The 23,399-nt window shown below is 70.6% G+C and carries 22 protein-coding genes; 7 read left to right on the top strand and 15 right to left on the bottom strand.

Annotated elements, in window-relative coordinates; all coding sequences use genetic code 11:
• Positions 1 to 124 precede the first annotated feature (124 nt).
• Positions 125 to 3,382, bottom strand: coding sequence for an ExeM/NucH family extracellular endonuclease (locus tag IR212_RS16805; RefSeq protein ID WP_228479395.1), 3,258 nt, complete (start codon positions 3,380 to 3,382; stop codon positions 125 to 127).
• Positions 3,383 to 3,546: 164 nt separating this feature from the next.
• On the opposite strand from IR212_RS16805, the gene IR212_RS16815 reads away from it, so the two are divergent.
• Positions 3,547 to 4,053, top strand: a complete 507-nt coding sequence (locus IR212_RS16815; RefSeq protein ID WP_194396983.1) for a low molecular weight protein-tyrosine-phosphatase — start codon at positions 3,547 to 3,549, stop codon at positions 4,051 to 4,053.
• A 44-nt stretch (positions 4,054 to 4,097) separates the two neighbouring features.
• Positions 4,098 to 5,480, top strand: a complete 1,383-nt coding sequence (purB, locus tag IR212_RS16820; RefSeq protein ID WP_194396984.1) for an adenylosuccinate lyase — start codon at positions 4,098 to 4,100, stop codon at positions 5,478 to 5,480.
• A 24-nt stretch (positions 5,481 to 5,504) separates the two neighbouring features.
• On the opposite strand, the gene IR212_RS16825 is transcribed toward purB, so the two are convergent.
• The 3 genes from IR212_RS16825 to IR212_RS16835 form a co-directional block, all read right to left on the bottom strand.
• Positions 5,505 to 5,852 (bottom strand): amino acid transporter, encoded by a 348-nt coding sequence (locus tag IR212_RS16825; protein ID WP_194396985.1) that lies wholly within the window; start codon positions 5,850 to 5,852, stop codon positions 5,505 to 5,507.
• A complete protein-coding gene (locus IR212_RS16830; protein WP_194396986.1) occupies positions 5,849 to 6,559 on the bottom strand; it encodes an acyl-CoA synthetase in 711 nt (236 codons plus the stop codon). Before IR212_RS16830 ends, IR212_RS16825 begins: the two co-directional genes overlap by 4 nt.
• A 103-nt stretch (positions 6,560 to 6,662) precedes the next feature.
• The gene (locus tag IR212_RS16835) at positions 6,663 to 8,039 is read right to left on the bottom strand and encodes a pyridoxal phosphate-dependent decarboxylase family protein (protein WP_194396987.1); all 1,377 of its coding nucleotides are present in this window, start codon (positions 8,037 to 8,039) and stop codon (positions 6,663 to 6,665) included.
• A gap of 162 nt (positions 8,040 to 8,201) precedes the next feature.
• Here IR212_RS16835 and IR212_RS16840 point away from each other — a divergent pair, with 162 nt between their 5' ends.
• Entirely contained in the window at positions 8,202 to 8,642 is a 441-nt protein-coding gene (locus IR212_RS16840) for a hypothetical protein (RefSeq protein WP_194396988.1), read from the top strand.
• A gap of 27 nt (positions 8,643 to 8,669) precedes the next feature.
• On the opposite strand, the gene IR212_RS16845 is transcribed toward IR212_RS16840, so the two are convergent.
• On the bottom strand, positions 8,670 to 9,467 hold the full coding sequence (locus IR212_RS16845) for an alpha/beta fold hydrolase (RefSeq protein WP_194396989.1): 798 nt from the start codon (positions 9,465 to 9,467) through the stop codon (positions 8,670 to 8,672).
• Between the two features lie 131 nt (positions 9,468 to 9,598).
• Between IR212_RS16845 and IR212_RS16850 the strand changes: the two genes are divergently transcribed.
• Positions 9,599 to 10,384 (top strand): YrzE family protein, encoded by a 786-nt coding sequence (locus IR212_RS16850; protein ID WP_194396990.1) that lies wholly within the window; start codon positions 9,599 to 9,601, stop codon positions 10,382 to 10,384.
• A gap of 50 nt (positions 10,385 to 10,434) precedes the next feature.
• On the top strand, positions 10,435 to 10,614 hold the full coding sequence (locus IR212_RS16855; RefSeq protein WP_194396991.1) for a CsbD family protein: 180 nt from the start codon (positions 10,435 to 10,437) through the stop codon (positions 10,612 to 10,614).
• A gap of 99 nt (positions 10,615 to 10,713) precedes the next feature.
• Here IR212_RS16855 and IR212_RS16860 read toward each other — a convergent pair whose 3' ends face one another.
• The 5 genes from IR212_RS16860 to dnaB form a co-directional block, all read right to left on the bottom strand.
• On the bottom strand, positions 10,714 to 12,153 hold the full coding sequence (locus IR212_RS16860) for an MATE family efflux transporter (RefSeq protein WP_237684554.1): 1,440 nt from the start codon (positions 12,151 to 12,153) through the stop codon (positions 10,714 to 10,716).
• 227 nt (positions 12,154 to 12,380) lie between these two features.
• Positions 12,381 to 13,655: an endo-1,4-beta-xylanase gene (locus IR212_RS16865; protein WP_194396992.1), complete on the bottom strand. Its 1,275-nt coding sequence runs from the start codon at positions 13,653 to 13,655 to the stop codon at positions 12,381 to 12,383.
• A gap of 189 nt (positions 13,656 to 13,844) precedes the next feature.
• Entirely contained in the window at positions 13,845 to 14,390 is a 546-nt protein-coding gene (locus IR212_RS16870) for a hypothetical protein (protein ID WP_194396993.1), read from the bottom strand.
• A gap of 185 nt (positions 14,391 to 14,575) precedes the next feature.
• Positions 14,576 to 15,250 (bottom strand): hypothetical protein, encoded by a 675-nt coding sequence (locus tag IR212_RS16875; protein WP_194396994.1) that lies wholly within the window; start codon positions 15,248 to 15,250, stop codon positions 14,576 to 14,578.
• Between the two features lie 19 nt (positions 15,251 to 15,269).
• Positions 15,270 to 16,643, bottom strand: a complete 1,374-nt coding sequence (gene dnaB / locus IR212_RS16880; protein ID WP_194396995.1) for a replicative DNA helicase — start codon at positions 16,641 to 16,643, stop codon at positions 15,270 to 15,272.
• Positions 16,644 to 17,228: 585 nt separating this feature from the next.
• Between dnaB and IR212_RS16885 the strand changes: the two genes are divergently transcribed.
• Complete coding sequence (locus tag IR212_RS16885) at positions 17,229 to 18,218, top strand: hypothetical protein (RefSeq protein ID WP_228479396.1); 990 nt, start codon at positions 17,229 to 17,231, stop codon at positions 18,216 to 18,218.
• A 120-nt stretch (positions 18,219 to 18,338) separates the two neighbouring features.
• The gene (locus IR212_RS16890; protein WP_194396996.1) at positions 18,339 to 19,880 is read left to right on the top strand and encodes an LPXTG cell wall anchor domain-containing protein; all 1,542 of its coding nucleotides are present in this window, start codon (positions 18,339 to 18,341) and stop codon (positions 19,878 to 19,880) included.
• A gap of 404 nt (positions 19,881 to 20,284) precedes the next feature.
• Here IR212_RS16890 and rplI read toward each other — a convergent pair whose 3' ends face one another.
• The 5 genes from rplI to IR212_RS16915 form a co-directional block, all read right to left on the bottom strand.
• Positions 20,285 to 20,737 carry a 50S ribosomal protein L9 gene (gene rplI / locus IR212_RS16895; RefSeq protein ID WP_194396997.1) on the bottom strand — a complete coding sequence of 151 codons (453 nt, stop codon included), beginning with the start codon at positions 20,735 to 20,737 and terminating at the stop codon, positions 20,285 to 20,287.
• Between the two features lie 11 nt (positions 20,738 to 20,748).
• Complete coding sequence (rpsR, locus tag IR212_RS16900; RefSeq protein ID WP_005054609.1) at positions 20,749 to 21,003, bottom strand: 30S ribosomal protein S18; 255 nt, start codon at positions 21,001 to 21,003, stop codon at positions 20,749 to 20,751.
• A gap of 72 nt (positions 21,004 to 21,075) precedes the next feature.
• Entirely contained in the window at positions 21,076 to 21,603 is a 528-nt protein-coding gene (locus tag IR212_RS16905) for a single-stranded DNA-binding protein (protein ID WP_194396998.1), read from the bottom strand.
• Between the two features lie 5 nt (positions 21,604 to 21,608).
• Positions 21,609 to 22,001 (bottom strand): 30S ribosomal protein S6, encoded by a 393-nt coding sequence (rpsF, locus tag IR212_RS16910; protein WP_194396999.1) that lies wholly within the window; start codon positions 21,999 to 22,001, stop codon positions 21,609 to 21,611.
• A gap of 162 nt (positions 22,002 to 22,163) precedes the next feature.
• A complete protein-coding gene (locus IR212_RS16915) occupies positions 22,164 to 23,270 on the bottom strand; it encodes a M23 family metallopeptidase (RefSeq protein WP_194397000.1) in 1,107 nt (368 codons plus the stop codon).
• Positions 23,271 to 23,399 lie beyond the last annotated feature (129 nt).

A 23,399-nucleotide genomic window follows, 5' to 3' on the forward strand; every position in this document is an offset into this window, starting at 1 on the left:
GTCGGCCCGCGACGCCCGGAGTGCGGATCCGTGCAGAGCCCCGCTCGTCGCGCCGATGGGGAGGAGGGGCGCCGTCCCGACGGACGACGCCCCTCCGCTCACAACGGGGATCGCGCGACGCGGATCACCGCGGCGGCCGGAGTCCCTTCAACCCCACGACCACGCGCGCGGTGTCGGTCGAGGTGTTGCCCGCGGCATCCGTCGCCGTCCACGTGAACTCGTAGACGACCCCGTTGACCGCCTTGATCCGGGCCGTGCGGTCGCCCGTGATCTCCCACTCGGCCTTGGCCGAGCCGGTCGCGGTCACCCCGGTGAGCGCGACCGTGACGTCGCCGCGGTCGTCGGCGGCGTCGACGTCGAACTCGATGGTGCGCATCTTGTTGTTCGGCACCAGGATGAACGACGGGTCGGCCGCGACCTCGATCGTGGGCGGCGTCACGTCCGGCGGGGTCAGCGAGAGCCCCACGATCACCGGGTCGTGGTCGCTGGACCGGTACTCATCCGGCGCGTAGATCGCATCCTGCGCGGGCGCCTTGAACGTCATGTCGTAGTCGATGAGGCTCGCCTCATCGGCGTTGACGTTCCATGCGGCTGCGCCGGTCACTTCGTCCCGCACGTCCTGACCCGCCAGCGCGTAGTCGAGGTATCCGAGCTGGCCGTCGAACACGTACGAGTAGGCGGGCGCCTGGGGCTCGTCGAACTCGGCCAGCAGGTCGGTGTACCCCGCCGCGGTGAGCTCCTGGATGGGGTCCTCCTGGGCATAGGAGTTCAGGTCGCCCAGGATGAGCTCGCGCCCGGCCGTCCCCTGCCCGGTCGGGTCTGTCGCGAGCCAGTCGGCGAGCGCGGCCGCGGCCTGCGTGCGCACGCCGTTGCAGTTGCCCTGCCCGTTCGGGTCCACCGGGTCCCCGACGGCGTTGCAGTCGGAGCCCTTGGACTTGAGGTGGTTCACGACGACGGTGACCTTCGCCCCATCCTCGTCCTCGAACGTCTGGGTCAGTCCGGGACGGTTGTAGTCGTCCAGCCAGCGGGGATCCTTCGACTCGTCCATCAGCTGGAAGGCGCCCGCCGGCGTCACGGACGCCGGCTTGTAGAGGAGCGCCGTCGTGATGACGTCGGTGCCGATCACGCCGGTGTCGACGTAGTCGTAGACGTCGGCGCCGATGCGCTCGTTGAGCGCCTCGGTGAGGGCGGCGACCGCGGTGGCGTTGTTCTCGATCTCGATGAGCCCGAACACGTCGGCGTCGATCTCGGCCAGCGCCGTGACGATCTTCGCCTCCTGACGCTCGAACTCCACCGGGTCGTTGGCACCGCGCGCGTCGGGTCCGGTCAGCGTCGTGAAGTAGTTGAGCACGTTGAAGCTCGCCACCTTCAGGTCACCGCCGACCTCCGGCACACCGGGACGCGGATTCCCGAAGGCGAAGTCTGCGCCCTGCGTCGGCTGCACGGCCCACGTGTCGAACCGGTAGTCGAGGATGCCCGTGGTGTTCTGCACCAGGTCCCCGCTGCGGAACGTGTTCGCCAGGGTGAACTCCTCGCCGTTCGGGTGAACCGCGGGATCGGGGTTCTGCACGCTGCGGCCGTCGTCGACGCCGATGCTCTCGGCCACGTTCTTCGCGGCGAGCGCGGCCGCCTCTGCCGAACCCGCGTCGTAGAGGCCGGTCGGCTGGTACTGGCGTCCCAGGGTGAGGCTGATCGTGCCGAAGCGCGCGAAGTCGAACGTCTCGCCGATGGTCAGCTGCTGCGGCAGCGTCACGTACATGCCCTCGAGCGCCTCGCGCTCCTCCGGCGTCGCCGGCAGGGTGAGCTCGACAGGCTCGGGCAACGGCTGCCCCGTGGCGCACACCTCGATGTCGACGGCCCTGATCCGAGTGAGGCCGAAGAACTCGTCGACCTCGCCGGCGACGCTCACCACGCTCCCGACCGAGACGTCAGCCCCGCCGGGGAGGTAGACGAAGACACCGTCCGACGTGCCGGCGAGCTCGTCGCCGGCATCCTGCACGTAGAAGCCGTCGAAGCCGCCGGACTGGAAGTCTCCGACGACCGTGCCCTCGATCCGCAGGCTGTCGCCGTCACGCTCGGACGCGGCACCGGCGCCCTGCACCGACCCGATCGCGACCACGTCCAGGTCGCATCCCGCCTCGATGGGCGGAGGCGGCGGAACGGCGCCGTTGACGGCGCCCGGGGTGTTGAAGGCCTCGCCGAAGACAGGCGTGCCGGCGGTGCCGTTGTACCCGGCGAGGTCGAAGTCGTTGCGCACCCAGTCGGCGGGCGCATCGGTGTCGGCGCCGTCCGGGATGCGGGATGCCCCGCCCGGATCGAAGGCCAGCCCGTCGTACCCGACCCCGAGAGTGACGCCGCCGTACGTGAGGTCCGCGTCGGCGTCCTTCACAGCTACCGCGTCCACGACGGTGAAGCCGAGACCGTCGTCGATGACGCCGTCGTCGTTCGCGTCGATGTCCGTGCCGAGCGCGGGGAAGGTGCCGGTGACCAGCAGCAGGCTGAGGCTGCCGTTCTCCAGGGCGCCGTTGCCGAGCGGCGCGAGGCTGCGGCCCGCGGCATCCGCAACGGGGAACGCGATCACCTCGTCGACCGTCCCCGTCGCCGTGCCGCTGAGATCGCCCTCGATCTCGAGCACGCGGTAGGCCGAAAGGTCGGTCGTCACGGGGCTCGCCAGCAGCTCCACGTATTCGACGTCGCCCGACATGCCGGCGGTGTCGGCCGAGAACTCGTTGATCACCACGCGCGCCGCGGGCGGCTCGCCGCCGCAGTCCGCGGTGTGGGAGCCGAGACCGTCGAAGGTGTTCGTGGCGTAGCCCACCCAGCCGACAGTGGGATCGAACACGTCGTTGCCATTCGGGTCGCCGACGCAGATGTCGGACGCGCGGCGCAGCGTGTTGTCCTGTGTGGAGTTGTTGCCCGTCCCCCACTCCGTTCCCGGATCGGTTCCGATCTGGCCGAGGACGTCGACGATGACGCCGTTCTTGGCGACCGCGATGGTGTCGTCTCCGTTGAACAGCGACGCCGTCGTCGTCTGATCCGCTACGGCACCGATCGCCGGGTCGACGGGGTTCGACGCCGTGGGGCCTTGGGCGAAGACGAAGACGTCACCCGCCGCGACGGTTCCGGTGAGCGCGAACGACGTCGGCGTCGCCGAAGGCGCGAAATAGACCTGGAGGGTGTAGCCCTCGGCAGCCAGGTCGACCGACGTCGTGCCTGGGTTGTAGAGCTCGATCGCCTTGTTGAACGAAGTGCCTTCGACGTACTCGCTGATCAGCAGATCTCCCTCCGCCGCGGCGGCCGGCGCGGCGACGGCCACGATGCCTGTCGCTGCCAGCGCGGCGGCCGCGAGCGCGGCGGGGAGTCTGCGGGGTGATGGGGACACGGAACCTCCACAGGAGCGGCGCGGAAGGGTGTACCGCGCGGGGGACGCGCGCAGGCCGATCGCCCACACGTGATTGCCAAGCTAGGCGAGGGGTGCGCACGGGGGAAGTGCCGTGGAGGAGAGTTCCTTAACGTTCGGAGTCGGCTCGGTCCAGAATGGACGCCATGACCGCGAGCGAGGTGGCGCCCTTCCGCGTCGTCTTCGTGTGCACCGGCAACATCTGCCGCTCTCCGATGGCGGAGGTCGTGTTCCGGGGATTCGCGGATGCCTCCGGCTTCGGCTCGCGCGTGGCCTCGACGAGCGCCGGCACCGGCGACTGGCACGTCGGCGAGCGCGCCGACCAGCGCACTATCGACGCCCTCCAGCGCGCGGGCTACGACGGGACGCGCCACCGTGCGCGGCAGTTCACCCACGGCGACTTCGTCCGCAGCGACCTCATCGTCGCGCTCGACCGCAGCCACGAGCGCATCCTCCACGGCTGGGCCCGGAGCGAAGCGGACGCCGACAAGATCGCGCTGCTGATGTCGTTCGACCCGGCCGCCTCGACGCTGGACGTGCCGGATCCGTACTATGCCGGCCCGGGAATGTTCGACGAGGTGCTCGGTATGATCGAGAGTGCGAGCCGGGCGCTCTTCCGGCAACTCGAACCCGCGATCCGCCCGGCTCCCTGACGCCGGTGCGACGGTCGCCTTCGACGTGATCGACGGGAGCCACCGTGTCTTCTCTGCCGCCCCAGCCACTGAGCCCCCTCGACGGCCGCTACCGCACGGCGGTCGGCGAGCTGGGCGAGTACCTCTCCGAGGCCGGCCTCAATCGCGCGCGGGTCGAGGTGGAGGTGGAGTGGCTCATCGCGCTCACCGACCGCTCGCTGTTCGGCACCTCTCCGCTCAGCGACGACGAGAAGTCCCGGCTGCGCGCCCTCTACCTCGAGTTCGGCCAGGCAGAGATCGACTGGCTCGCCGAGAAGGAGGCGGTGACCCGCCACGACGTCAAGGCGATCGAGTACCTGGTGCGCGACCGGCTCTCCACCCTCGAGCACGACGGGATCGCCGAGCTGACCCACTTCGCCTGCACGAGCGAGGACATCAACTCCACGTCGTACGCCCTCACGGTGCAGCGAGCGATCCGGCGCGTGTGGCTGCCGAAGCTCCGCACGGTCATCGCAGCCCTGAGCGAACTCGCCGTGCGGCACCGGGATGCCGCGATGCTGTCCCGCACGCACGGGCAGCCCGCGACCCCTTCGACGATGGGCAAGGAGCTCGGGGTCTTCGCGTGGCGCCTCGCCCGCGTCGCCGACCAGATCGACGGCGGTGAGTACCTCGCCAAGTTCTCTGGCGCCACCGGCACCTGGTCCGCCCATCTCTCCGCGGCTCCCGACGTGGACTGGCCCGACGTCTCCCGCGCGTTCATCGAGGGCCTGGGTCTGGACTTCAACATCCTGACCACCCAGATCGAGTCCCACGATTGGCAGGTCGAGCTGTACGACCGGGTCCGGCACGCGGGAGGCATCCTGCACAATCTCGCCACCGACATCTGGACGTACATCTCGATCGGGTACTTCACGCAGATCCCCGTCGCCGGGGCGACCGGGTCGTCGACCATGCCGCACAAGATCAACCCGATCCGGTTCGAGAACGCCGAGGCGAACCTCGAGATCTCGGGCGGGCTGCTGTCGACGCTGTCGCAGACGCTCGTCACCAGCCGCCTGCAGCGCGACCTCACCGACTCGACGACGCAGCGCAACATCGGCGTCGCGCTCGGCCACTCCCTGCTGGCGCTCGACAACCTCGCGCGGGGTCTCGGCGAGATCTCCCTCGCCGAGGACGTGCTGCGTGCCGACCTCGACGCGAACTGGGAGGTGCTCGCCGAGGCGATCCAGACGGTCGTGCGCGCCGAGATCGCGGCGGGCCGGTCGCAGATCAGCGATCCCTACGCTCTTCTCAAGGACCTCACGCGCGGCCGCCGGGTCGGCGCACCCGAGCTGGCGGAGTTCGTGCGCCGGCTCGACATCGGGGACGAGGCCAAGGAGCGCCTGCTCGCCCTCACCCCCGCCACCTACGCCGGGCTGGCCTCCCAGCTGGTCGACGAGCTCGGCTGAAGCCCGCCCTCCGGCGGAGCCGTCTCAGGCCTGGGGACCGGAGCCGGATGCCGCGGGGCCCGGGTCCGTGCGCGGCGTGTCACCGGCGTCGTCGTCGTCGAAGAGCACAGGCTTGTCGATCGGCTTGGCGATCTGCGCCGGATCGACCGCGAGCAGCAGCAGCGACACGATGAGCAGCACCGCGATGAAGCTCACCCCGGCGACGACGAGGGCCGTCATCACCGCCACCTGCGCCTCTTCGGCGGTGCGCTGCTGGAAGAAGCCCATCGACACGAGGGTCACGATTCCCGCGAACAGCGCGGCCGCGAAAGCGAGCCCGAGCAGCTGCAGGGGTTTCATCAGGTCGCGGCGGGTGGGGCTGTCGTGGCTCACGCGGAGTCCTTCTGCGGGGTCGGGTCGGCGGATGCGGGCTCATCCACGGTGACGGCGGCGGCACGCGGGGAGAACCCGGCGATGCCGAGGTAGACGGCGATGATCGCGGCGTACGCGCCGAAGAGGCCCACGCCGATGGTGACGCCGGTGAGCGTGTACGTCGCCTGCGCCTCTTCGATCGTGTAGTCCAGGGCGTAGGCCGGCTGCACGAACAGCAGCGCCACTCCGAGCGCCGCCGTGACGGCTCCGACGATGATCGCGTCGCGGCTCTCGGAGCGAGGACCCACCGGCGCGGCGGGGCGCGCGTCGGCGACACCGGGAACGATCTCGCGCCGCTCGCCGCGCGCGGCGAGCTCCCGCCAGCCGGCGATGACCTCGAGGACGCCGGTGACGAGCGCCCAGACGATGACGATCGCGAAGAAGCCGACGGGCGTGCGCAGCGGGTAGAGCCCGCTGACCATGCCGGCCGCGATCGTGGCGCCGCCCAGAGCGGCCGCCGGCCAGCGGCGGCCCGCGGGGTAGACGAGCCAGACCGAGACCAGCAGCACGATGCCCGTGGCGATCGCGAAGCCGCTGAAGACCGCACCGCCGACGGCCGCCGAATGGTCGGGCGAGAAGGTGATCATCAGCGCGGCGATGGTCGCGAAGGCGGCGCGCGCGAGCTGCACGTGGCGCACGGCGAACGCGCGGGAATCGGCTGAGGTCACGGTGATCCTGCGAAGGGGCGGGTTCTCGGGAACGAGAACGGATGCCCCCAGTCTACGTCGCCCGCAGTGCAAGACTCCCGGGGCGCCGGAGCGGGACGTTGCCTCACCCGAGCGTGTCGAGCACCTCGGTCAGCAGCTCGAACGTGGTCAGCGGCGAGACGATGGCGAAGCGCAGCACCGGCTCGCCCGCGTGCGAGCTCGGCACGACGAAGGCCAGCTGCTCCTCGAGGAGGTGCTCCGACCACGCGGCGTAGTCGGCGAGCGACCATCCTTCGCGGCGGAACACCACGACCGACAGCTGCGGATCCCGCACGAGCGACAGACCCTCGCGTCGCTCGATCTCGTCCGCGATGCGGCGCGCGAGGTCGATCCCGTACTCGATCGCAGCGCGGTACTGCCCGGTGCCATGGGTGGCCAGCGAGAACCACAGCGGCAGGCCCCGCGCACGGCGGGTGAGCTGGATGGCGAGATCGGACGGGTTCCAGTCGGGCTTGCCGGTGAGCGTGTCGAGGTACTCGGCCTTCTGCGTGTGGGCCGACAGCGCGAGCGCCGGCTCGCGGTAGATCAGCGCGCAGGCGTCGAACGGCGCGAACAGCCACTTGTGGGGGTCGACGATGACCGAGTCGGCGAGCTCGACGCCCGCGAACGCCGGCCGCATGCGCTCCACCAGCATGGCCGCGAGGCCGTACGCGCCGTCGACGTGGAACCACACCCCGCGCTTCTTGGCGACCGCGCCGACGCCGGCGATGTCGTCGACGATCCCGAAGTTCGTGGTGCCCGCCGTGGCGACGACGGCGAACACGGCGTCGCCGTGCTCATCCAGCACGCGGGCGACCGCGTCGGGGCGCAGCCTCCCGTCCCCGTCCACCTCGGCGGGCGCGATGTCGACGTCCATGACTGCGGCCGCCGAGGCGATGGACGAGTGCGCCTCGGCACTGCACACCACGACCCAGCGCGCGGGCGCACGCCGGCCCCCCTCCGCGAGGCGCCGGCGCGCGGCATCCCGGGCCGTCACGAGTGCCGAGAGGTTGCCGATCGTGCCGCCCTGCACGAACACGCCGCCCGCGGTCTCGGGAAGCCCGAACTCCTTCGCCAGCCAGTGCAGCACCTCGTTCTCGGCGTACACGGCACCGGCGCCCTCCATCCACGAGCCGCCGTAGATGGCAGATGCCGACACCACGACGTCGAAGGCGAGCGACGCCTTGCTCGGGGCCGAGGGGATGAACGAGAGGTACCCCGGGTGGTCGGTCGAGACGCACGCCGGCGCGAGGACGTTCTCGAAGAGGGCGATCGCGCGGCGGGCCCCGATGCCGTCCGACGTGATCGAGCCGGACGCCAGGCGCTGCAGCTCTCGGGGTGTCGTCGGCTTGTCCAGTGGCACGTCTCGGTACAGCGCGCGTCGCCGCGCGTAGTCGAGCACGTCGTCGACGGCGCGCGTGGTGTCGGGCGAGATCCGGTGCATGTCGTCGGGCGCGGTCATCGGGGCTCCTGGTTCGGTCGACACCTCACGGTAGGGGCTCGTCTTCCGCGGTTCAACACGGCCGCATCCCGCAGGAATGGAGAAGCGCGACGGACCGGTGGCTCATAGCGTGAAGGGGAGGGCTGCGGAGCAGCCGCACCGAACAGAGGAGGAAGGACCGACATGGCAGGCAAGACGTCACCCGACGGGCTGAGTCAGGAGGAGCGGGACGCGGTCAAGGAGCGCGCGAAGGAGCTGCGGGCCCAGGCGAAGGCCGGCAAGAGCCGCGAGGCGGGCACGAAGCAGGTGCTCGAGGCGATCGGCAAGCTTGAGGGCACCGACAAGGCCCTCGCCGAAGGCTTCTACCAGGTGGTCTCCGAGACGGCGCCCGACCTCGTGCCGAAGACGTTCTACGGCTTCCCCGCCTTCGCGAACAACGACGGCAAGGTCGTGATGTTCCTCCAGCCGGCCTCGAAGTTCAAGACGCGCTACGCGACGATCAACTTCGACGAGCCCTCACACCTGGACGACGGCGACATGTGGCCCATCGGCTTCGCCGTCCTCGCCTGGACCCCCGCCGTCCAAGAGCGGGTGACCGACCTCGTGAAGAAGGCCGTCGCCTGACCGGATGCCGTCGGGTCTTTCGCCTGCTCAGGATCCGAGAAACTCCAGCGCCGCCTCGCGGAAGACCCGGGAGCCGGGCGTGTTGAAATGGTGCCGCCCCGGGATCTCCACGAAGACGCCGTGCGGCGCGGTCGCCGCCAGCGTGCGGGACCGGTGGAGGATGGCGTCCTCCGAGCCGGTGGCGAACAGCACCGGCTGCTGCGGGGGCCGGTCGGGGTCGGGGTCGGCATCGCCGAATCGCATGCCCTCGGCGAGGGCGATGAGCGCGAGCAGGTCGTTGTCGCGCACGCGTTCGGCCAGGCGCACGTAGTTCTGGGTGACGGGGTCCTCAACCGGTATTCCCTGCTCGGCATACGCCCGCGCCTGCGGGATGCGCAGGCGACCGAGCGGGCGGCCGTCGGGGATGCCCCCGAGCACCGCGCGGCCCACGTGCTCGGGCGCGTCGACGGCGAGCTGCCACCCCACTCTCGCGCCCAGCGAGTAGCCCACGTAGCGCGCCCCGTCGAGGAGATAGGTGTCGAGCACGGCGACGAGGTCCGCGACGAGCGCGCTCATGGAGTACGCCAGCGGCTCGTGCGGCTTGTCGCTCGCGCCGTGGCCCCGCTGATCGACGCCGATCACCCGGTACCCGGCACCGGTCAGGGCTCGCACCCACCCCGTCTCGACCCAGTTGTCACGGCAGCTCGAGGCGAAGCCGTGGACGCAGAGGACTGTTTCGGCACTCGCCTCACCCCAAGCGTAGGTGGCGATGCGGTACCCCTCGGCCGACATCACGTAGGTGGCGGACGGCATCTCGGTGCGGGGGAGCGAGGCGGCGGCATCCATGCGCCCATTCTGCTCGTCGGGGATGCCCGCCGGAACGCGGCTGCCGGCGCCGAGGGAGGCAAAGGGTACGCCTGAGGCGCGGACTTGGCAACCGCATGAGCGGGCGCACGCGGGCGGCATACGTTCGCAGCATGAGCACCAACGATCCGCGCGACCCGTACCGGAACGACGTTCCGCCTCGGACGACCGCAGACCTCCCGCGGGACTCCTCCGATGACCGCACGCGTCCCCTGCCGTCCGCGAGTGACGCGGACGGCGACGGCGTCCGCGACGACCGGGAGGTCGGCCGCGCTCAGACCGTGGACCGCGACCGCGACGGCGTCGCGGACGCCCGGCAGGGGTCGCTGCACGACACCGTCGTCGCGCGGGAGAAGGAGCGCTTCGGCGGCATGAAGTTCGGCGCCGCGTTCTTCGGATGGCTCACCGCCCTCGGCGCCCTCGTCTTCCTCACCGCCGTCGTGGCCGCGATCGGCGCCGCGACCGGGCTGAACGCTCCGCAGGTCGTCGAGGATGCGGCGGAGGCCGCGAGCGAGAACGTGGGCGGCGCGACGATCATCGGCGCCATCGCGATCGGCATCGTGCTCTTCGTCGCATACTTCGCCGGCGGCTATGTCGCGGGGCGCATGGCTCGGTTCAGTGGGGCGAAGCAGGGGCTCGCCGTCTGGCTCTGGGCGATCGTGATCGCGATCCTCATCGCCGTCCTGACCGCAATCGCGGGCAACCAGTGGGACATCCTCGCCAACGTGGACATCTTCCCCCGCATCCCGGTGAGCGCCGATACGGCGACCCTGACCGGAATCCTCACCGCCGTCGGCGCCGCCGTGGTCGCGCTGGCCGGCGCGGTTCTGGGCGGCATGACCGGCATGCGCTATCACCGGCGCGTCGACCGCGTCGGACTCGCCGGAGAACGCCACTGATCCCGGGGCAAGCCCTACGACCTCTGTCCACACGATGAAAGGAGATGCCGATGGGCGTCGGAGATGACATCAAGCACAACATGGAAGACATGAAAGGCAAGGCGAAGGAGGCTGTCGGGGACGCGACCGACAACGAGCGTCTGGAGCGCGAAGGCCAGGGCGAGCAGTTCGGCGCCAAGATGAAGAAGGCCGGCGATGACGTGAAGGACGCGTTCACCGGCGATCGGTGATCTGCCGCCACGGTGCCCCGGGATCCACGCGGACCCCGGGGCACCGTCGCGTCTGCGGCGGTTCGAGTGCTGCGAGCAGTCCGTCGGTGGCGGACCGGATCAGCCCCGCGTGCGGCGCCGGTCACGGGCGGACAGCACCGGGAACCGGGGCCGGTGGCGCGCAATCTGGTCTGCCGGCGGCAGCGCGATCGGCTGCGTGATCACCGCGTCCACGGTCCTCGAGCCCTCGGCGGGCCCGATGACCGCGATGGGCGTGGTGGGTGTGGCCACCAGCGGCGTGACCGGTGCGCGCCCGAGCCGCCGGTGCGCGTGGATATAGGCCGGCACCAGCACGACCACCGCGCCGAGCCACGCGAGCGGGTTGCCCGCGGCGACGCCGACGAACCCGAAGAGCCCGCCGAGCACGATCGCCGACCCCATGCGCATGGCCAGTTCGATCACGCCGGTCACCGTGGGGATGAGCGCGTGTCCCAGCCCCTGCAGCGCACCGCGCAGCACGAAGAGGATGCCGAGGATCCAGTACGTCGCACCGTTGATCGCGAGCATCTGCGCGGCGAGGCCGACGACCTCGCCTTCGCCGTCGCCGACGAACAGCCGCACGAGCGCCGCGCCGAAGATGATGAGAAGCAGCCCGATGACCACCGAGGCGGCCACTGCCATGCAGAGCGCCTGCTTCACTCCGCGCCGGATGCGGTCGGGGCGTCCGCCGCCGAAGTTCTGCGCGACGAACATCGACACCGCCAGACCCAGCGACTGCAGCAGCGTGAGCGCCAGCATGTCGACGCGGGCGGCTGCCGTGTACGCCGCGACCGCGTCCGCTCCCAGGGTGTTCAGCGCCACCTGCACCGCCAGGGTCCCGATCGCGATGATCGACGCCTGCAGGCCCATCGGCAGCCCGAGGCGCAGGTGCTCGGCCAGCTCGGCGCGGCTGACACGCCAGTCCTCGCGACGCACGTGGAGCACCGGCATCCGTCGACGAACGAAGGCCAGGCACAGCAGCACCGAGGTCGCCTGCGACACGACGGTGGCCAGTGCCGCCCCCGCGACGCCCCAGCCGAGCGGGCCCACCATGAGGACGACGAGTCCCACGTTGAGGCCGCACGCCAGCGACAGGAAGAGGAGGGGAGTGCGCGAGTCGCCGATCGCGCGGATGATCGCCGAGAGGTAGTTGAAGAACATCATCGCGCCGGCGCCGAGGAAGCTGATCTGCGCGAAGATCACCGCGTCGTCCATCAGCTCGGGCGGTGTCTGCAGCAGCACGAGCAGCGGCGCGCTGATGAGCGGCGCCCCGACCGTGAGCACGACGGTGCACACCCCGGTGAGGATCGTGCCGGCTGCGACGGACCGGCGGACGGCGACGAGGTCGCGGGCACCGAATGCCTGAGCAGTCGGAATGGCGAAGCCTGACGTGAGGCCCCACGCGAACCCGAGCAGGAGGAACAGCATGCTCCCCGTCGCACCGACAGCGGCGAGCGCCTCGACGCCGAGCTGGCGGCCGACGACGATCGCATCGATCACGTGGTACAGCTGCTGCACCACGTTGCCGATGAGCAACGGGACGGAGAACAGGGCGATGACGCGCCCGACCGCTCAGTGTATCGAATCGATTCGGGGAGAATTGTGCAGAGGTCCGGATCCGAACGCTGCTCGCCGCAACGCGAACAGAAGGGGGTCGATGTTCAGTCGAGCCGGGGACCGGCGTGCCCGGCCGGCCATGGTGCCCGGTTCGCGGCGCGAAGGTCCCCCGGCACGGCCGAGAGCTCCGCTCAGCCATCCAGTCGCACGTCGATGACTGAGGCGTCGCCGGTTGCGGGAAGGAACAGGTCGGCGGAGCCGTGCGGCGCGGTCACGCGGTAGTCGCCCGCGAAGCCGCGCACTCGCACGAGCCCGTCGGCGTCGGGTCGCAGCGCCTGGGGCGCGTGCCACCATCCTCCGCGGATGAGCCGGCGCAGCGCGCGGTAGGCGGGCTTGCGCGAGCCGTCGGAACGGACGAGCCCCGACGGAGCCCCGAGCCAGGCGCCGTCGTCTGTCAGTCCCCAGTAGGTCAGCGACTCCACCGCGGGGTGCGCGACGACCGTGCGGTAGTGCCGCACCAGCTCATCGGCCTGTCGTTCCTCGCCCTCCGGGGTGGACGGCCACGAGTCCACGACGTAGTCGTTCAGATCGACGATCTCCGGCGGCATGAGGTCGCCCGAGAGCAGCGTCGTCTCGGTGAGCTGGAGGGGAAGGCCGAAACGGGCGAACCGCTCGAGGATCGTCCAGATCTGCTCCTCCCCGCGGAAGCCCTGGTGCATGTGGGTCTGCAGCCCGAGCGCGTCGATCCGCAGGCCGGCGTCGAGGCACTCCTCGATGAGCCGCTCGTAGTCCTCACCGAGGTCGAAGTCGTTCAGCACGAGGCGGGCTGAGGGGTTGGCCTCGCGTGCCGTCTCGAACGCCAGGCGCACCATCCCCACACGCCCCTTCTTCTGCGCGAGGCGGGTCACGGCGTTGTCCTCCGCCGTGAAGACGGGCAGGATCACCGCTTCGTTGATGGCGTCCCAGAGGTCGACGACGCCCGCGAAGGCGGTGACCTCCCGCGCGATGCGGTCGCGGATCGTGGCCTCCACTTCGGTGTCGGTCCGGTCCTGCAGCCAGAGGGGGGCCAGCGTGTGCCAGACGAGCGGATGCCCCTTCACCCGGATTCCTCGGTCGGCGAACCAGCGGGCGACGGTGAGCAGCCGGGAGCTGTCCGGACTCCCCGGTCGCGGCTCGAAGCCGCGCCAGTAGAACGGCAGGGTGACGGTGTCGAAGAGATCGAGCCAGTCGTCGAGGAGCGGAACGGCGCGCTCAGCGTCGGCTCCGCCGAAGACGCGCCCCGCGTCTGCCGCCGTCCGCGGCGTCCCGCCGAGCAGGCCCACGAAGTCGAAGCCGATGTTCCCGAAGCCGAACGCGTGACGCGTCTGCTCCACCGTGACCGGGCCGTAGGCGACAGGCTGCCCGTCGGGAGCGACCACCCGCAGGGCGACCTCACGGAATCGGTGGGAAAGGTCCGGGGCCGACATCGGCTCTCCTTCAGGTCCGGGCGAGGGTTTTGTTTTCCTTCCCCACATATTCCCACGTCCGGTGCCTGCTACGGCGCGCAGAGGGCGAATCCGCAGCCCACAGCGCTCGGCGGAGGCTTCACGACGACGCTCGGCCGGTTCCCCAGCCGAGCGTGGTGGCCTCTCGGGCGCTTCGTCGGTCGATGGCGGTCAGACGCCCCAGTAGTCGAGGATCGCGGCGCAGTAGTCGTCATTCGTGCCGGTCGAGCCGAAGACCACCTCTTCACTGATCACCACGTCCTCTTCGATGTCGATGAGCAGAAGCAACCTCACCTGGCCGTCACCCTTCGCCAGCACCTTCCCGTTGTCGCCGACCAGGCGCCCACCGCCGGTGAGGAGCACGGTGATGCTCAGGGTGCCGTCGCCGTTGTCGACGATCTTCAGGTCCTTGCTGAGCGTGTTCGGCTGGACGTCGGTCACCGTCATCCCGTTGTACGTGAAGGTCTGAACGATTCGCAGCTTCTCGTGGAACCACTGCGGTCCGTCCTGACCCCTCATCTTGATCGAGCCGCTGCCCGTCTGGTCGTACGTGAAGGCGGCGTCCAGACCCGAACCGCAGAAGTCCGAGACTGTGCCGCTCGAGGAGGAGTCGAGGCTGTATCGCTCGACGACGCTCGCCTGGGCGGGCGCCGAGCCGCCGATGATGAGGCCGGCGGCGAGGAGCGCGCCGATGAACGAGCTGAGTTTGCGGAACATGATGGTCCTCTCTTCGGATCGTGTGAAACCCGCAGAGGATCGACCCCGACGCGACATGCGCGGATCCCCAAGCAGCCGACTCCCCTGTCGGCTCCTCGCGCCTGAGGGTACTCCTGGGCGGCTTCGTCCGATACAGGGACGCGTGCCGCCCCGGATCCGCTCACCCTGCGAGCTTCGGGACTCGGTCAGCGCGTCGCGCTGATCACGAACGTCGCTGTGACGTCGGCGTTGGGAACGTCCACCGACACTTCGGCGGAGACCTCCGCGCCCTTGTGGGCAACGGGTGCCGTCCTCGCGGAGTAGACCCCGCCGCCCTCGGCGGCCGATGCGACCGTCAGATCGTCCTGCAACCGTTCGAGGTCGGCATCCGTCCACCCCCAGGACGGAGCGACGTCGCGCAGCTGCGGGAAGACGCTCTGCCACGCGCCGTCCGCTTCACGGACCAGCTCGACGGATTCCACGCGATCGCCGTCTGTCACGACGGTGAAGGAGCGCACGAGATCCAGGTAGAAGGCGCCGTCGGGCGCCACGACCACCGCTTCGATCGGCGTGATCGGCCGGAAGGTCTGGCGTCCGCGCTCTTCGAGCCCCACCGTTCGTGCGGGCAGGGAGTCTTCGCCGATGCGGATGCGGAGGATTCCCTGTCGCGTGAGGTAGTCGATGCCAGGCCCGCCGAACATCGACGTGCCATCGGCTGCCTGCTGGTCTGCCGCGGCCGGCCGGCGAGAATCGGTCCACCACGAGTTCTGCATCAGCACGGCGGCGATGACGACTCCCACGCAGATCAGCGCCACGAAAGTGATCGGCAGCCAGCCGAGCAGACGCCGGCGGGCTCGCCGCTGTGCGGGAGACCGTGTCACGCCCTCCACACTACGGCGGTCACCCGAAGTCGCCCGGGGCCATGTCGGTGAAGCGCGAGAAGTGGCCCTGGAATGCCACGGTCACCGTGTCGGTGGGCCCGTTGCGGTGCTTGGCCACGATCAGGTCGGCCTCACCGGCCCGCGGGGAGTCCTTCTCGTACGCGGCTTCTCGGTGCAGCAGGACGACCATGTCGGCGTCCTGCTCGATCGAGCCCGACTCACGCAGGTCTGACAGCGCGGGCTTCTTGTCGGCGCGCTGCTCGGGACCACGGTTCAGCTGCGACAGGGCGATCACCGGCACCTGCAGCTCCTTGGCGAGGAGCTTGAGCGCACGGGAGAACTCCGACACCTCCTGCTGGCGCGACTCGACACGCTTGCCGGACGTCATGAGCTGCAGGTAGTCGATGACGACCATCTTGAGACCCGCGCGCTGCTTGAGGCGGCGGCACTTCGCCCGGATCTCGACGAGCGTCATGTTGGGGCTGTCGTCGATGTACAGCGGCGCGTCGTTGATGCGGCCGCGGGTGGCAGCGACGGTGGTCCAGTCGCGGGAGTCCAGCGTGCCCTTGCGCATGGACTGCAGCGGGATCGCCCCCTCCGCGCTCAGCAGTCGCATCGCGATCTCGCTGCGCCCCATCTCGAGCGAGAAGAAGATCGTGGGCATGTCGGCCTTGATCGCCGCCGCGCGGGCGAAGTCGAGCGCCAGCGTGGACTTACCCATCGCAGGACGGGCCGCGATGATGATCATCTGACCGGGATGCAGTCCGTTGGTGAGCTGGTCGAGACCCGAGAAGCCGGTCGGGATGCCGGTCATCTGGCCGTCGCGGCCGCGTGCGGCCTCGATCTCCTCGACCGCCGCGTCGACCGCGATCGTCAGCGGCACATAGTCCTCGGCCTGCTCCGCCCCGGTGACGGAGTAGATCTCGGCCTGCGCGTTGTTGACGAGGTCGAGCGCCTCGCCCTGGCCGGAGTAGCCCATCTGCACGATGCGGGTGCCCGCCTCGACGAGCCGGCGCAGCAGGGCGCGTTCGGAGACGATCGAGGCGTAGTAGCCGGCGTTGGCCGCGGTCGGCACGATCGAGGTGAGGGTATGGAGGTAGTCCGCGCCTCCAGCCCGCTGCAGCTCACCGGTCTTGATGAGCTCGTCGGTGACGGCGACCACATCGGTCGGCTCGCCGTGCGAGTACAGGGTGAGGATGGCCTCGAAGATGAGCTCGTGCTTCGGGACGTAGAAGTCGGTGCCGCGCAGCGTCTCGATGACATCGGCCACCGCGTCCTTCGACAGCAGCATGCCGCCCAGCGCGCTCTGCTCCGCGAGGACATCGTGCGGGGGAGTGCGCTCGAACTCCCGAGGGCCTCCCATGCGCTCTTCGGAGATGTCGGCGATCGACATAGGCTGCGCGTCCTCCCTGGCACTCGTCGTGGTCGTCGGTCGATGGATGTTCGGGCATCCGAAACGCACGCCTGCGCGCACGACCGAGGAGCGGGATCTTGAAGGATCGCACTCCGCTTCTGCGTCTGGCCCGACTGCCGCGCCACCCCCAGCATTGCGACGCGCGCGTCCCGAGTGGGCCGGACCCCACGCTATGGACGGCCTCCGACACTCGCAACAGCGGTTGTGGATAACTCTGTGGAGAGGTTGCGAGAAACGCCGATGCGCCTGTGAGCAACGCCTGTGGAGAACCGTCGGTGATTCTCCGCCTTCGATGCGGGAAACCGCCGCTGATCTGCGTCTCTGGTTTTCACAGGCTGTGGACGGCGATGTGGTTGAACCAGGGGTTGAAGGTTCGCGCGAGCGCGCCGACCTGTGCACAATTCTGCGCGTTGTGCAAGTCGGCGGTAGCGCCATATCCGGCCGAGCGCAACCCCCGCCCCGACGCCCTTGCCCCGGCCTCGGGTACCCGCTAACCTCTGAGGTCCAGGCACCCTCACGCACGATCCGTCCGGACGTGCGGCCCTTTCGTCGTGGGAGGTGAACGTGGAGATCGCAACCTCGCAGCTGCCGAGGATCATGCGGCTGACCCTCATCGGGACCGCTACCGCGTTCGCCTGGGTCGTCCTCTCGCTCGTGCTCGGCATCGGGCAGGCGCACGCGCAGGACGACGAGAAGGGGCTCCTCGGGGGTGCACTCGGCGGCGTCACTGCCGCGGTCGACACCGCGGCGGCGACCGTGACGCAGACGGTCTCGACCGTGACCACAGGTGTGGTGTCGACGGCCGATACGGCGGTGGCATCGGCGCCGCCTCCCGTCCAGCAGCCGGTGAGCCAGGTGGTGCAGAACGTCGGAGCGGCCGTCGCGGCGGCCACGCAGCCGGTTGCGGATGCCGCTTCCGGCGGTGCCGTCGGCAGCATCGCGCAGCCGGTGGTCGACGCCGTGAAGGAGGTGCCGGTCGTCGGCGACCTCGTCGCGGCCGTCGGGATCGATGAGGCCGTCACCACCGTGGGCACCACCGTCGATGAGACGCTCGCCGGCGTCGTCGGCTCCGTCTCCGAGACCGGCGCCACCATCGGCGAGCCGCCCGTCGACGGCGTCGCGCCCCTCCCCGGTGCTCCGGAGCTGCCCGCGCTCGACCTTTCCAGCCCCGCCCACTCCAGCGCGGGCGACGCCGCGCCCGCCGACCTTGACCTCGGCGCTGCGGGCGTCTCTCCTCTCCTCGCGAGCGCCTCGGACGCTGCCACCGTCGCCCTGCGCGTCGCGTGGGCTGCGGCATCCGTCACCGTGGCCGGTGTCGCCGACGTCCTCCTCGACTCTTCCGCCGCGCTCGGCGCGAGCGGACCTTCCAGCTCTCCGGGCGGGCTCTGCCTGCCCTCCGCGTCGGCGGGACCCGGTGGTGCGGGTCCCGGCGCCTGGGCGCTCGTCGCCCTCGTTCCACTCGCCGCACACCGTGCCTGGGTGCGTCGAGCAGGTCCCGAGGACGAGCATGCGCCACCGGCACCCGCCGGCTCCACCGACGTCTCCCCCGACTGATCGGATCGCCGCCGCCCCGCTCCTGCGAGCGGGCTGCGGCAGATTCAGCGCGCTCTTCCGCGCGCTGCGCAGCGCCTCTTCGCGCGCTGCATCCGATTCATCTCGAAGGGGAACACACTCATGCGTACTTTCTGCAAGCGCGCCCTGTGGGGCACGCTTCTGGCCGGCGGCATCACGCTGCTCGGCGCGACGGTCGCCACGGCGGCCGAAACCACCGGCGAGGACGGACTGCTGTCGGGCAGCCAGGCCGTCGTCGACGTCACACTCCCGGTCACCGTCAGCGGCACGTCGTTCTCGCTGGTCGGCGACTCCAGCAGCGAGGCCGGCACCGCTGCCTCGCCATCGACGACGGCGCCTGCCGAGGCGACCACCAGCGGCAACGACGGCGTCGCGTCGGGAACCCAGGGCCTCGTGTCGGTGAACGTGCCGGTCACGGTCGCGGGCAACGCGATCTCGGTCGTGGGCGACAGTTCGTCGACGGATGCCGCCACCGCTGCGCCGGCACCGGCGCCCGCGCCGGCCACCGCTGAGACGTCAGGCCAGGACGGGATCCTCGCCGGCACCCAAGGGATCGTCTCGGCGGCGGCTCCGGTGACCGTGTCGGGCAACGCCATCTCGGTCATCGGCGACAGCTCGACGGACGGCGCGACCACCGCGCCGGGGGCGGGCACGACGGGCACCGGCACCGATGCCTCCACCGACGGCGAGGACTCCCTCCTCGGCGGCACCCAGGTCATCGCGCCCATCACCGCACCGGTCACCGCCGGCGGAAACGCCATCTCGGTCCTCGGCGACAGCTCGACGGACGGCGCGACCACCGCGCCGGGGGCGGGCACGACGGGCACCGGCACCGATGCCTCCACCGACGGCGAGGACTCCCTCCTCGGCGGCACCCAGGTCGTCGCGCCCGTCACCGCACCGATCACCGCCGGCGGCAACGCCATCTCGGTCATCGGCGACAGCGAGTCGACGGATGCCGCCACCGCGGCGCCGGGAACGGGCACCGGCGCACCGACCGGCACCACCGACGGCGAGGACTCCCTCCTCGGCGGCACCCAGGTCATCGTGCCCATCACCGCACCGATCACCGCCGGCGGCAACGCCATCTCGGTCATCAGCGACAGCTCGACGGACGGCACGACCACCGCACCGGCGACGGCCGGCAGCGGGATCGTGGGCGGCACCGACGGGACCGGCTCGATCGTCGGCGGGACGCAGATCCTCGCCCCGATCACGCTGCCCGTCACCATCGACGGCAACGCCATCTCGGTGATCGGCGACAGCTCGACGACCGACCCCGGCACCCCCGGCACCCCGGGCACTCCCGGCACCCCGGGCACCCCGGGCACCCCCGGCACCCCCGGCACCCCCGGCACCCCCGGCACCCCGGGCACCCCCGGCACCCCCGGCACCCCCGGCACCCCGGGCACCCCGGGCACCCCGGGCACCCCGGGCACTCCCGGCACCCCGGGCACGTCCGGAACCCCGGGAGCCTCGGGTGACGCCGGCACCGCAAGCTTGACCGGCTCGGCCGCCTCGGCCGACGCGGTCGCTCAGCTCGCCGCGACCGGGGGGTCCGGCGCGATGCCGTTCGTGCTCCTGGGTCTCACCCTCCTGGTGGCGGGCGGCTTCGCCAGCGCCGTGCGGCGCCGCGCAGCGTGAGTCGACGGGGGTGCGTCGACACGTGCGGCGCACCTCCGACCGACCCACCGGAGCACGGCGTTTCCGGCCCTCCCTCCTCGTGACTTCCCGATCTCCCGGCCCGTGGCATCCGGCACTGCCTGGACGGATCCACGGGCCACGGAGCGAGTCATCTCCCCTGCGGCTGCCGGATCGGGCCGGCCCGCAGGGGAGATGCACTGCGGATGCCGCGACCAGGCGTCGCGGCATCCGCTCTCCCCGTTCACAATTCAGTCTCGTCGCCCGGCGACGCCTGCCGTCGCCGCAGAACCGCGCGGCTCGGTCGGCCGGGCCGAGCGCTGCAGACTGAATCCCGAACAGCGCGCCGCGAAGACCACGGATGCCGCGGACCCGAGGGTCCGCGGCATCCGCTCGTGAGCCAGGTACTACTTGGCGGCGACCACCTGCAGGGTGATCACGGCGGTGAGGTCGTCGCGCAGACGGACCGTCGCCTCGTGCTCGCCCGTCGACTTGATCGGCGAGGTGATGTGGATCTTGCGCTTGTCGAGCTCGCCCAGACCCGCGGCCTTGACGGCCTCGGCGACGTCGGACGTCTTGACGGCGCCGAACAGGCGACCCTCGGAGCCGGCCTTCACGGCCAGGCGGACCTTGTTGGTCTCGAGGTTGTTCTTGAGCGCCACGGCCTCTTCGTGGTCGTGGATCGCGCGCGACTCGCGGGCGGCGCGGATCGACGCCACCTGCTTCTCGCCACCGCGGGTCCACGCGACCGCGAAGCCCTGGGGGATGAGGTAGTTGCGGGCGTACCCGTTCTTGACCTCGACCACGTCACCGGCGCTGCCGAGCCCGGCGACCTCGTTCGTGAGAATGAGCTTTGCCATGTGGGTACTCCTTAGCGGCCAGCGCCGGCGTAGGGCAGGAGCGCCATCTCGCGCGCGTTCTTGATCGCCTTGGCGATCAGACGCTGCTCCTGCACCGAGACACCGGTGATACGACGGGCGCGGATCTTGCCGCGCTCCGAGATGAACTTGCGGAGGGTGGCGACGTCCTTGTAGTCGATGACGCCGACACGGATCGCCTTCGCGGGGGCCGCGTTCTTCGCGCCCTTCCGCGGCTTCCGGCGGTCGCCGGTTGCCTTTCCAGCCATGGTGTTTCCTTTACGTTTTCTTGATCGGATGCCTCGTCACGAGGCATCCGGAATCTGTCTGAGATCGAGCGATCAAAAAGGCGTGTCGTCGCCGTACGCGCCCGGAGCCGCCCACGCGTCGCCGCCGCCGGCTCCGCCGGCGTTCTGCGAGCCGGGCGTCGACCACGGCTCGTCGGCGACCTGCGCCGGACGAGACTGGCCACCGCCGCCGAAGCTGCCGCCACCACCGGAGCCGCCCGCGGCGCGGGTGACCTGGGCGGTCGCGTAGCGCAGCGAGGGGCCGATCTCGTCGACCTCGAGCTCGATCGCGGTGCGGTTGTTGCCCTCGCGGTCCTGGTAGCTGCGCTGCTTGAGACGGCCGGTCGCGATGACCCGCATGCCCTTGGTCAGCGAGCCGGCCACGTGCTCGGCGAACTCGCGCCACACGCTCGCGCGGAGGAACAGCGCTTCGCCGTCCTTCCACTCGTTGGCCTGACGGTCGAAGTTGCGCGGCGTCGACGCGATCGTGAAGTTCGCGACGGGAAGGCCGTTCTGCGTGTAACGCAGCTCGGGATCAGCCGTGAGGTTTCCCACGACGGTGATGATCGTCTCGCCGGCCATGACCCTTAAGCCTTGGTCTCGACGGGCTCGACGCGGCGCACGCCCTTCGAGGACTTGCGGGCGGCGCGCTCGTCGGCACGCTGCTTCTCCGAGGCGATCATGGCGATCGCTTCCTCGGCCCGCAGGACCTTGGTGCGCATGATCTGCTCGCTCAGGTTCAGCTGGCGGTCCAGCTCCTGGGTGGTCGCGGCGGTCGCGGTGAAGTTGACGACGGCGTAGATGCCCTCGGTCTTCTTCTGGATCTCGTAGGCGAGACGGCGCTTGCCCCAGATGTCGATGTTCTCGATGGTGCCGCCGTCGGCCGTGATGACCTTGAGGAACTTGTCGAGATTGGCGCCGACCTGGCGCTCGTCGATCTCAGGGTTCAGGATGACCATGAGTTCGTACTGGTGCGTCACTAACCCACCTCCTTCGGACTAGAACGGCTGCCGGGCATTTCCCGGCAGCAGGAGGGTGTGTTGCACGTCATCCGGCTGACCGCGCTCGGTGCGCGTGCGGACAACCCTCCTATGGTACCGGATACCGCCTGCTCCGCCGAATCGGCGGGCGACGGGCGCCGCTCACTCCGACCGGTCCACCCGGATCACCGTCCGGTCCAGCGGCAGCTCGGCGCGCCGCACGCTCGGCTCGAACTCCTCGAACGGCAGCACTCCGGTCGGCTGCAGGCCGAGGTCGTCGTCCCAGATGCGCTCGGGGACCCAGCCCAGCAGCTCGAACTCGTCGAAGACGTAGGGCACCCCGTCGGAGGGGAAGAACGTCTCGGCGGTCTGCAAGTGGAAGTGCAGGTGCGGTGTCGTGGAGTTGCCGCTGCTGCCGATGAGCCCGAGCTCCTGGCCCATCTCGACCCGGTCGCCGACCTCGACGCGCACAGAGCCGGGGTCCATGTGCCCGTACAGCGCATAAAGTCCGGGCGCGATCTCCACGATGACGTGGTTGCCCACGGTCTCCTCGATGGGCGGGATCGGGGGCGGCTCCGGAAGCGAGGTGGTGTTGGGGATGCCGTCGAGCGCGCGCACCACCGTGCCCGCGGCCGCAGCCAGGACAGGCTGCCGGTACGTGAAGTAGCTCTCGAGCTGCGAGGGGTCGCCCTCCCACGTGCGGTGCTCCTCGTCGAGCAGGTAGTAGTCGATGGCGAAGCGCTGCGGTACCAGCGCCTGCCCGTTCACGGGCGCGAACCCGCGGCGATGGTGCGTGTCGTCGCGGCAGCATCCCTCGCTCATGAGCCAGATGCCGTCGCCGACGGGAACGCCCACTTCGGGCGCCGGCCCGGGCTCGATGGGCGTGGTGCCGATCATCACGTCGAAGTCGCGCGGCTCACCCTCCGGCGGGACGACCGCCCCCTGCGCGTGATGCTCGAGGGCCGTGGGCACCTCCGCGTCGGGGTCGAGCTGCACGTCGAGCCACGCGATCCAGGTCTCGGCCGGCCCGATCACGACGGAGCCGGAGCCGGGCACACCGCCCGCGGAGGCGCCGACGCGGGTCACCGTCTGCGGGAGTCGCTCCTCGTCCTCGATCAGGAGCGTCTCGTGCGTCTGCGCGTCGGCCACCTCGAGCGCGTCGAGGCGGAACGGCACGCCGGTCCCGTTGGTGAGGAGGAGCTCGTAGGTGACGTGGACCTTCTCGTCGGTCCCTTCGACCGGCATCGGGTGGGTGATCAGCGAGGTCATCAGCGGGGCAAGCGCGTGCCCTCATCCAGCCCGCCCGCCTCCGAGGAGCCCGGTCCTTCGCCCGGGGTCGGGCTGGTCGTGGACGTCGCCGCAGAGGGCTCCGGGCCTCCGACCGTGCATCCCGTCGCC

Source organism: Microbacterium atlanticum (assembly GCF_015277815.1).
Taxonomy (GTDB): Bacteria; Actinomycetota; Actinomycetes; order Actinomycetales; family Microbacteriaceae; genus Microbacterium; species Microbacterium atlanticum.

Excerpts from the sequence above, each read along its gene's own strand:
- IR212_RS16815 (WP_194396983.1), top strand. The coding sequence starts at position 3,547 with ATGACCGCGAGCGAGGTGGCGCCCTTCCGCGTCGTCTTCGTGTGCACC.
- IR212_RS16835 (WP_194396987.1), bottom strand. The coding sequence starts at position 8,039 with ATGACCGCGCCCGACGACATGCACCGGATCTCGCCCGACACCACGCGC.
- IR212_RS16840 (WP_194396988.1), top strand. The coding sequence starts at position 8,202 with ATGGCAGGCAAGACGTCACCCGACGGGCTGAGTCAGGAGGAGCGGGAC.
- IR212_RS16845 (WP_194396989.1), bottom strand. The coding sequence starts at position 9,467 with ATGGATGCCGCCGCCTCGCTCCCCCGCACCGAGATGCCGTCCGCCACC.
- IR212_RS16850 (WP_194396990.1), top strand. The coding sequence starts at position 9,599 with ATGAGCACCAACGATCCGCGCGACCCGTACCGGAACGACGTTCCGCCT.
- IR212_RS16855 (WP_194396991.1), top strand. The coding sequence starts at position 10,435 with ATGGGCGTCGGAGATGACATCAAGCACAACATGGAAGACATGAAAGGC.
- IR212_RS16865 (WP_194396992.1), bottom strand. The coding sequence starts at position 13,655 with ATGTCGGCCCCGGACCTTTCCCACCGATTCCGTGAGGTCGCCCTGCGG.
- IR212_RS16870 (WP_194396993.1), bottom strand. The coding sequence starts at position 14,390 with ATGTTCCGCAAACTCAGCTCGTTCATCGGCGCGCTCCTCGCCGCCGGC.
- dnaB (WP_194396995.1), bottom strand. The coding sequence starts at position 16,643 with ATGTCGATCGCCGACATCTCCGAAGAGCGCATGGGAGGCCCTCGGGAG.
- IR212_RS16890 (WP_194396996.1), top strand. The coding sequence starts at position 18,339 with ATGCGTACTTTCTGCAAGCGCGCCCTGTGGGGCACGCTTCTGGCCGGC.
- rplI (WP_194396997.1), bottom strand. The coding sequence starts at position 20,737 with ATGGCAAAGCTCATTCTCACGAACGAGGTCGCCGGGCTCGGCAGCGCC.
- rpsR (WP_005054609.1), bottom strand. The coding sequence starts at position 21,003 with ATGGCTGGAAAGGCAACCGGCGACCGCCGGAAGCCGCGGAAGGGCGCG.
- IR212_RS16905 (WP_194396998.1), bottom strand. The coding sequence starts at position 21,603 with ATGGCCGGCGAGACGATCATCACCGTCGTGGGAAACCTCACGGCTGAT.
- IR212_RS16915 (WP_194397000.1), bottom strand. The coding sequence starts at position 23,270 with ATGACCTCGCTGATCACCCACCCGATGCCGGTCGAAGGGACCGACGAG.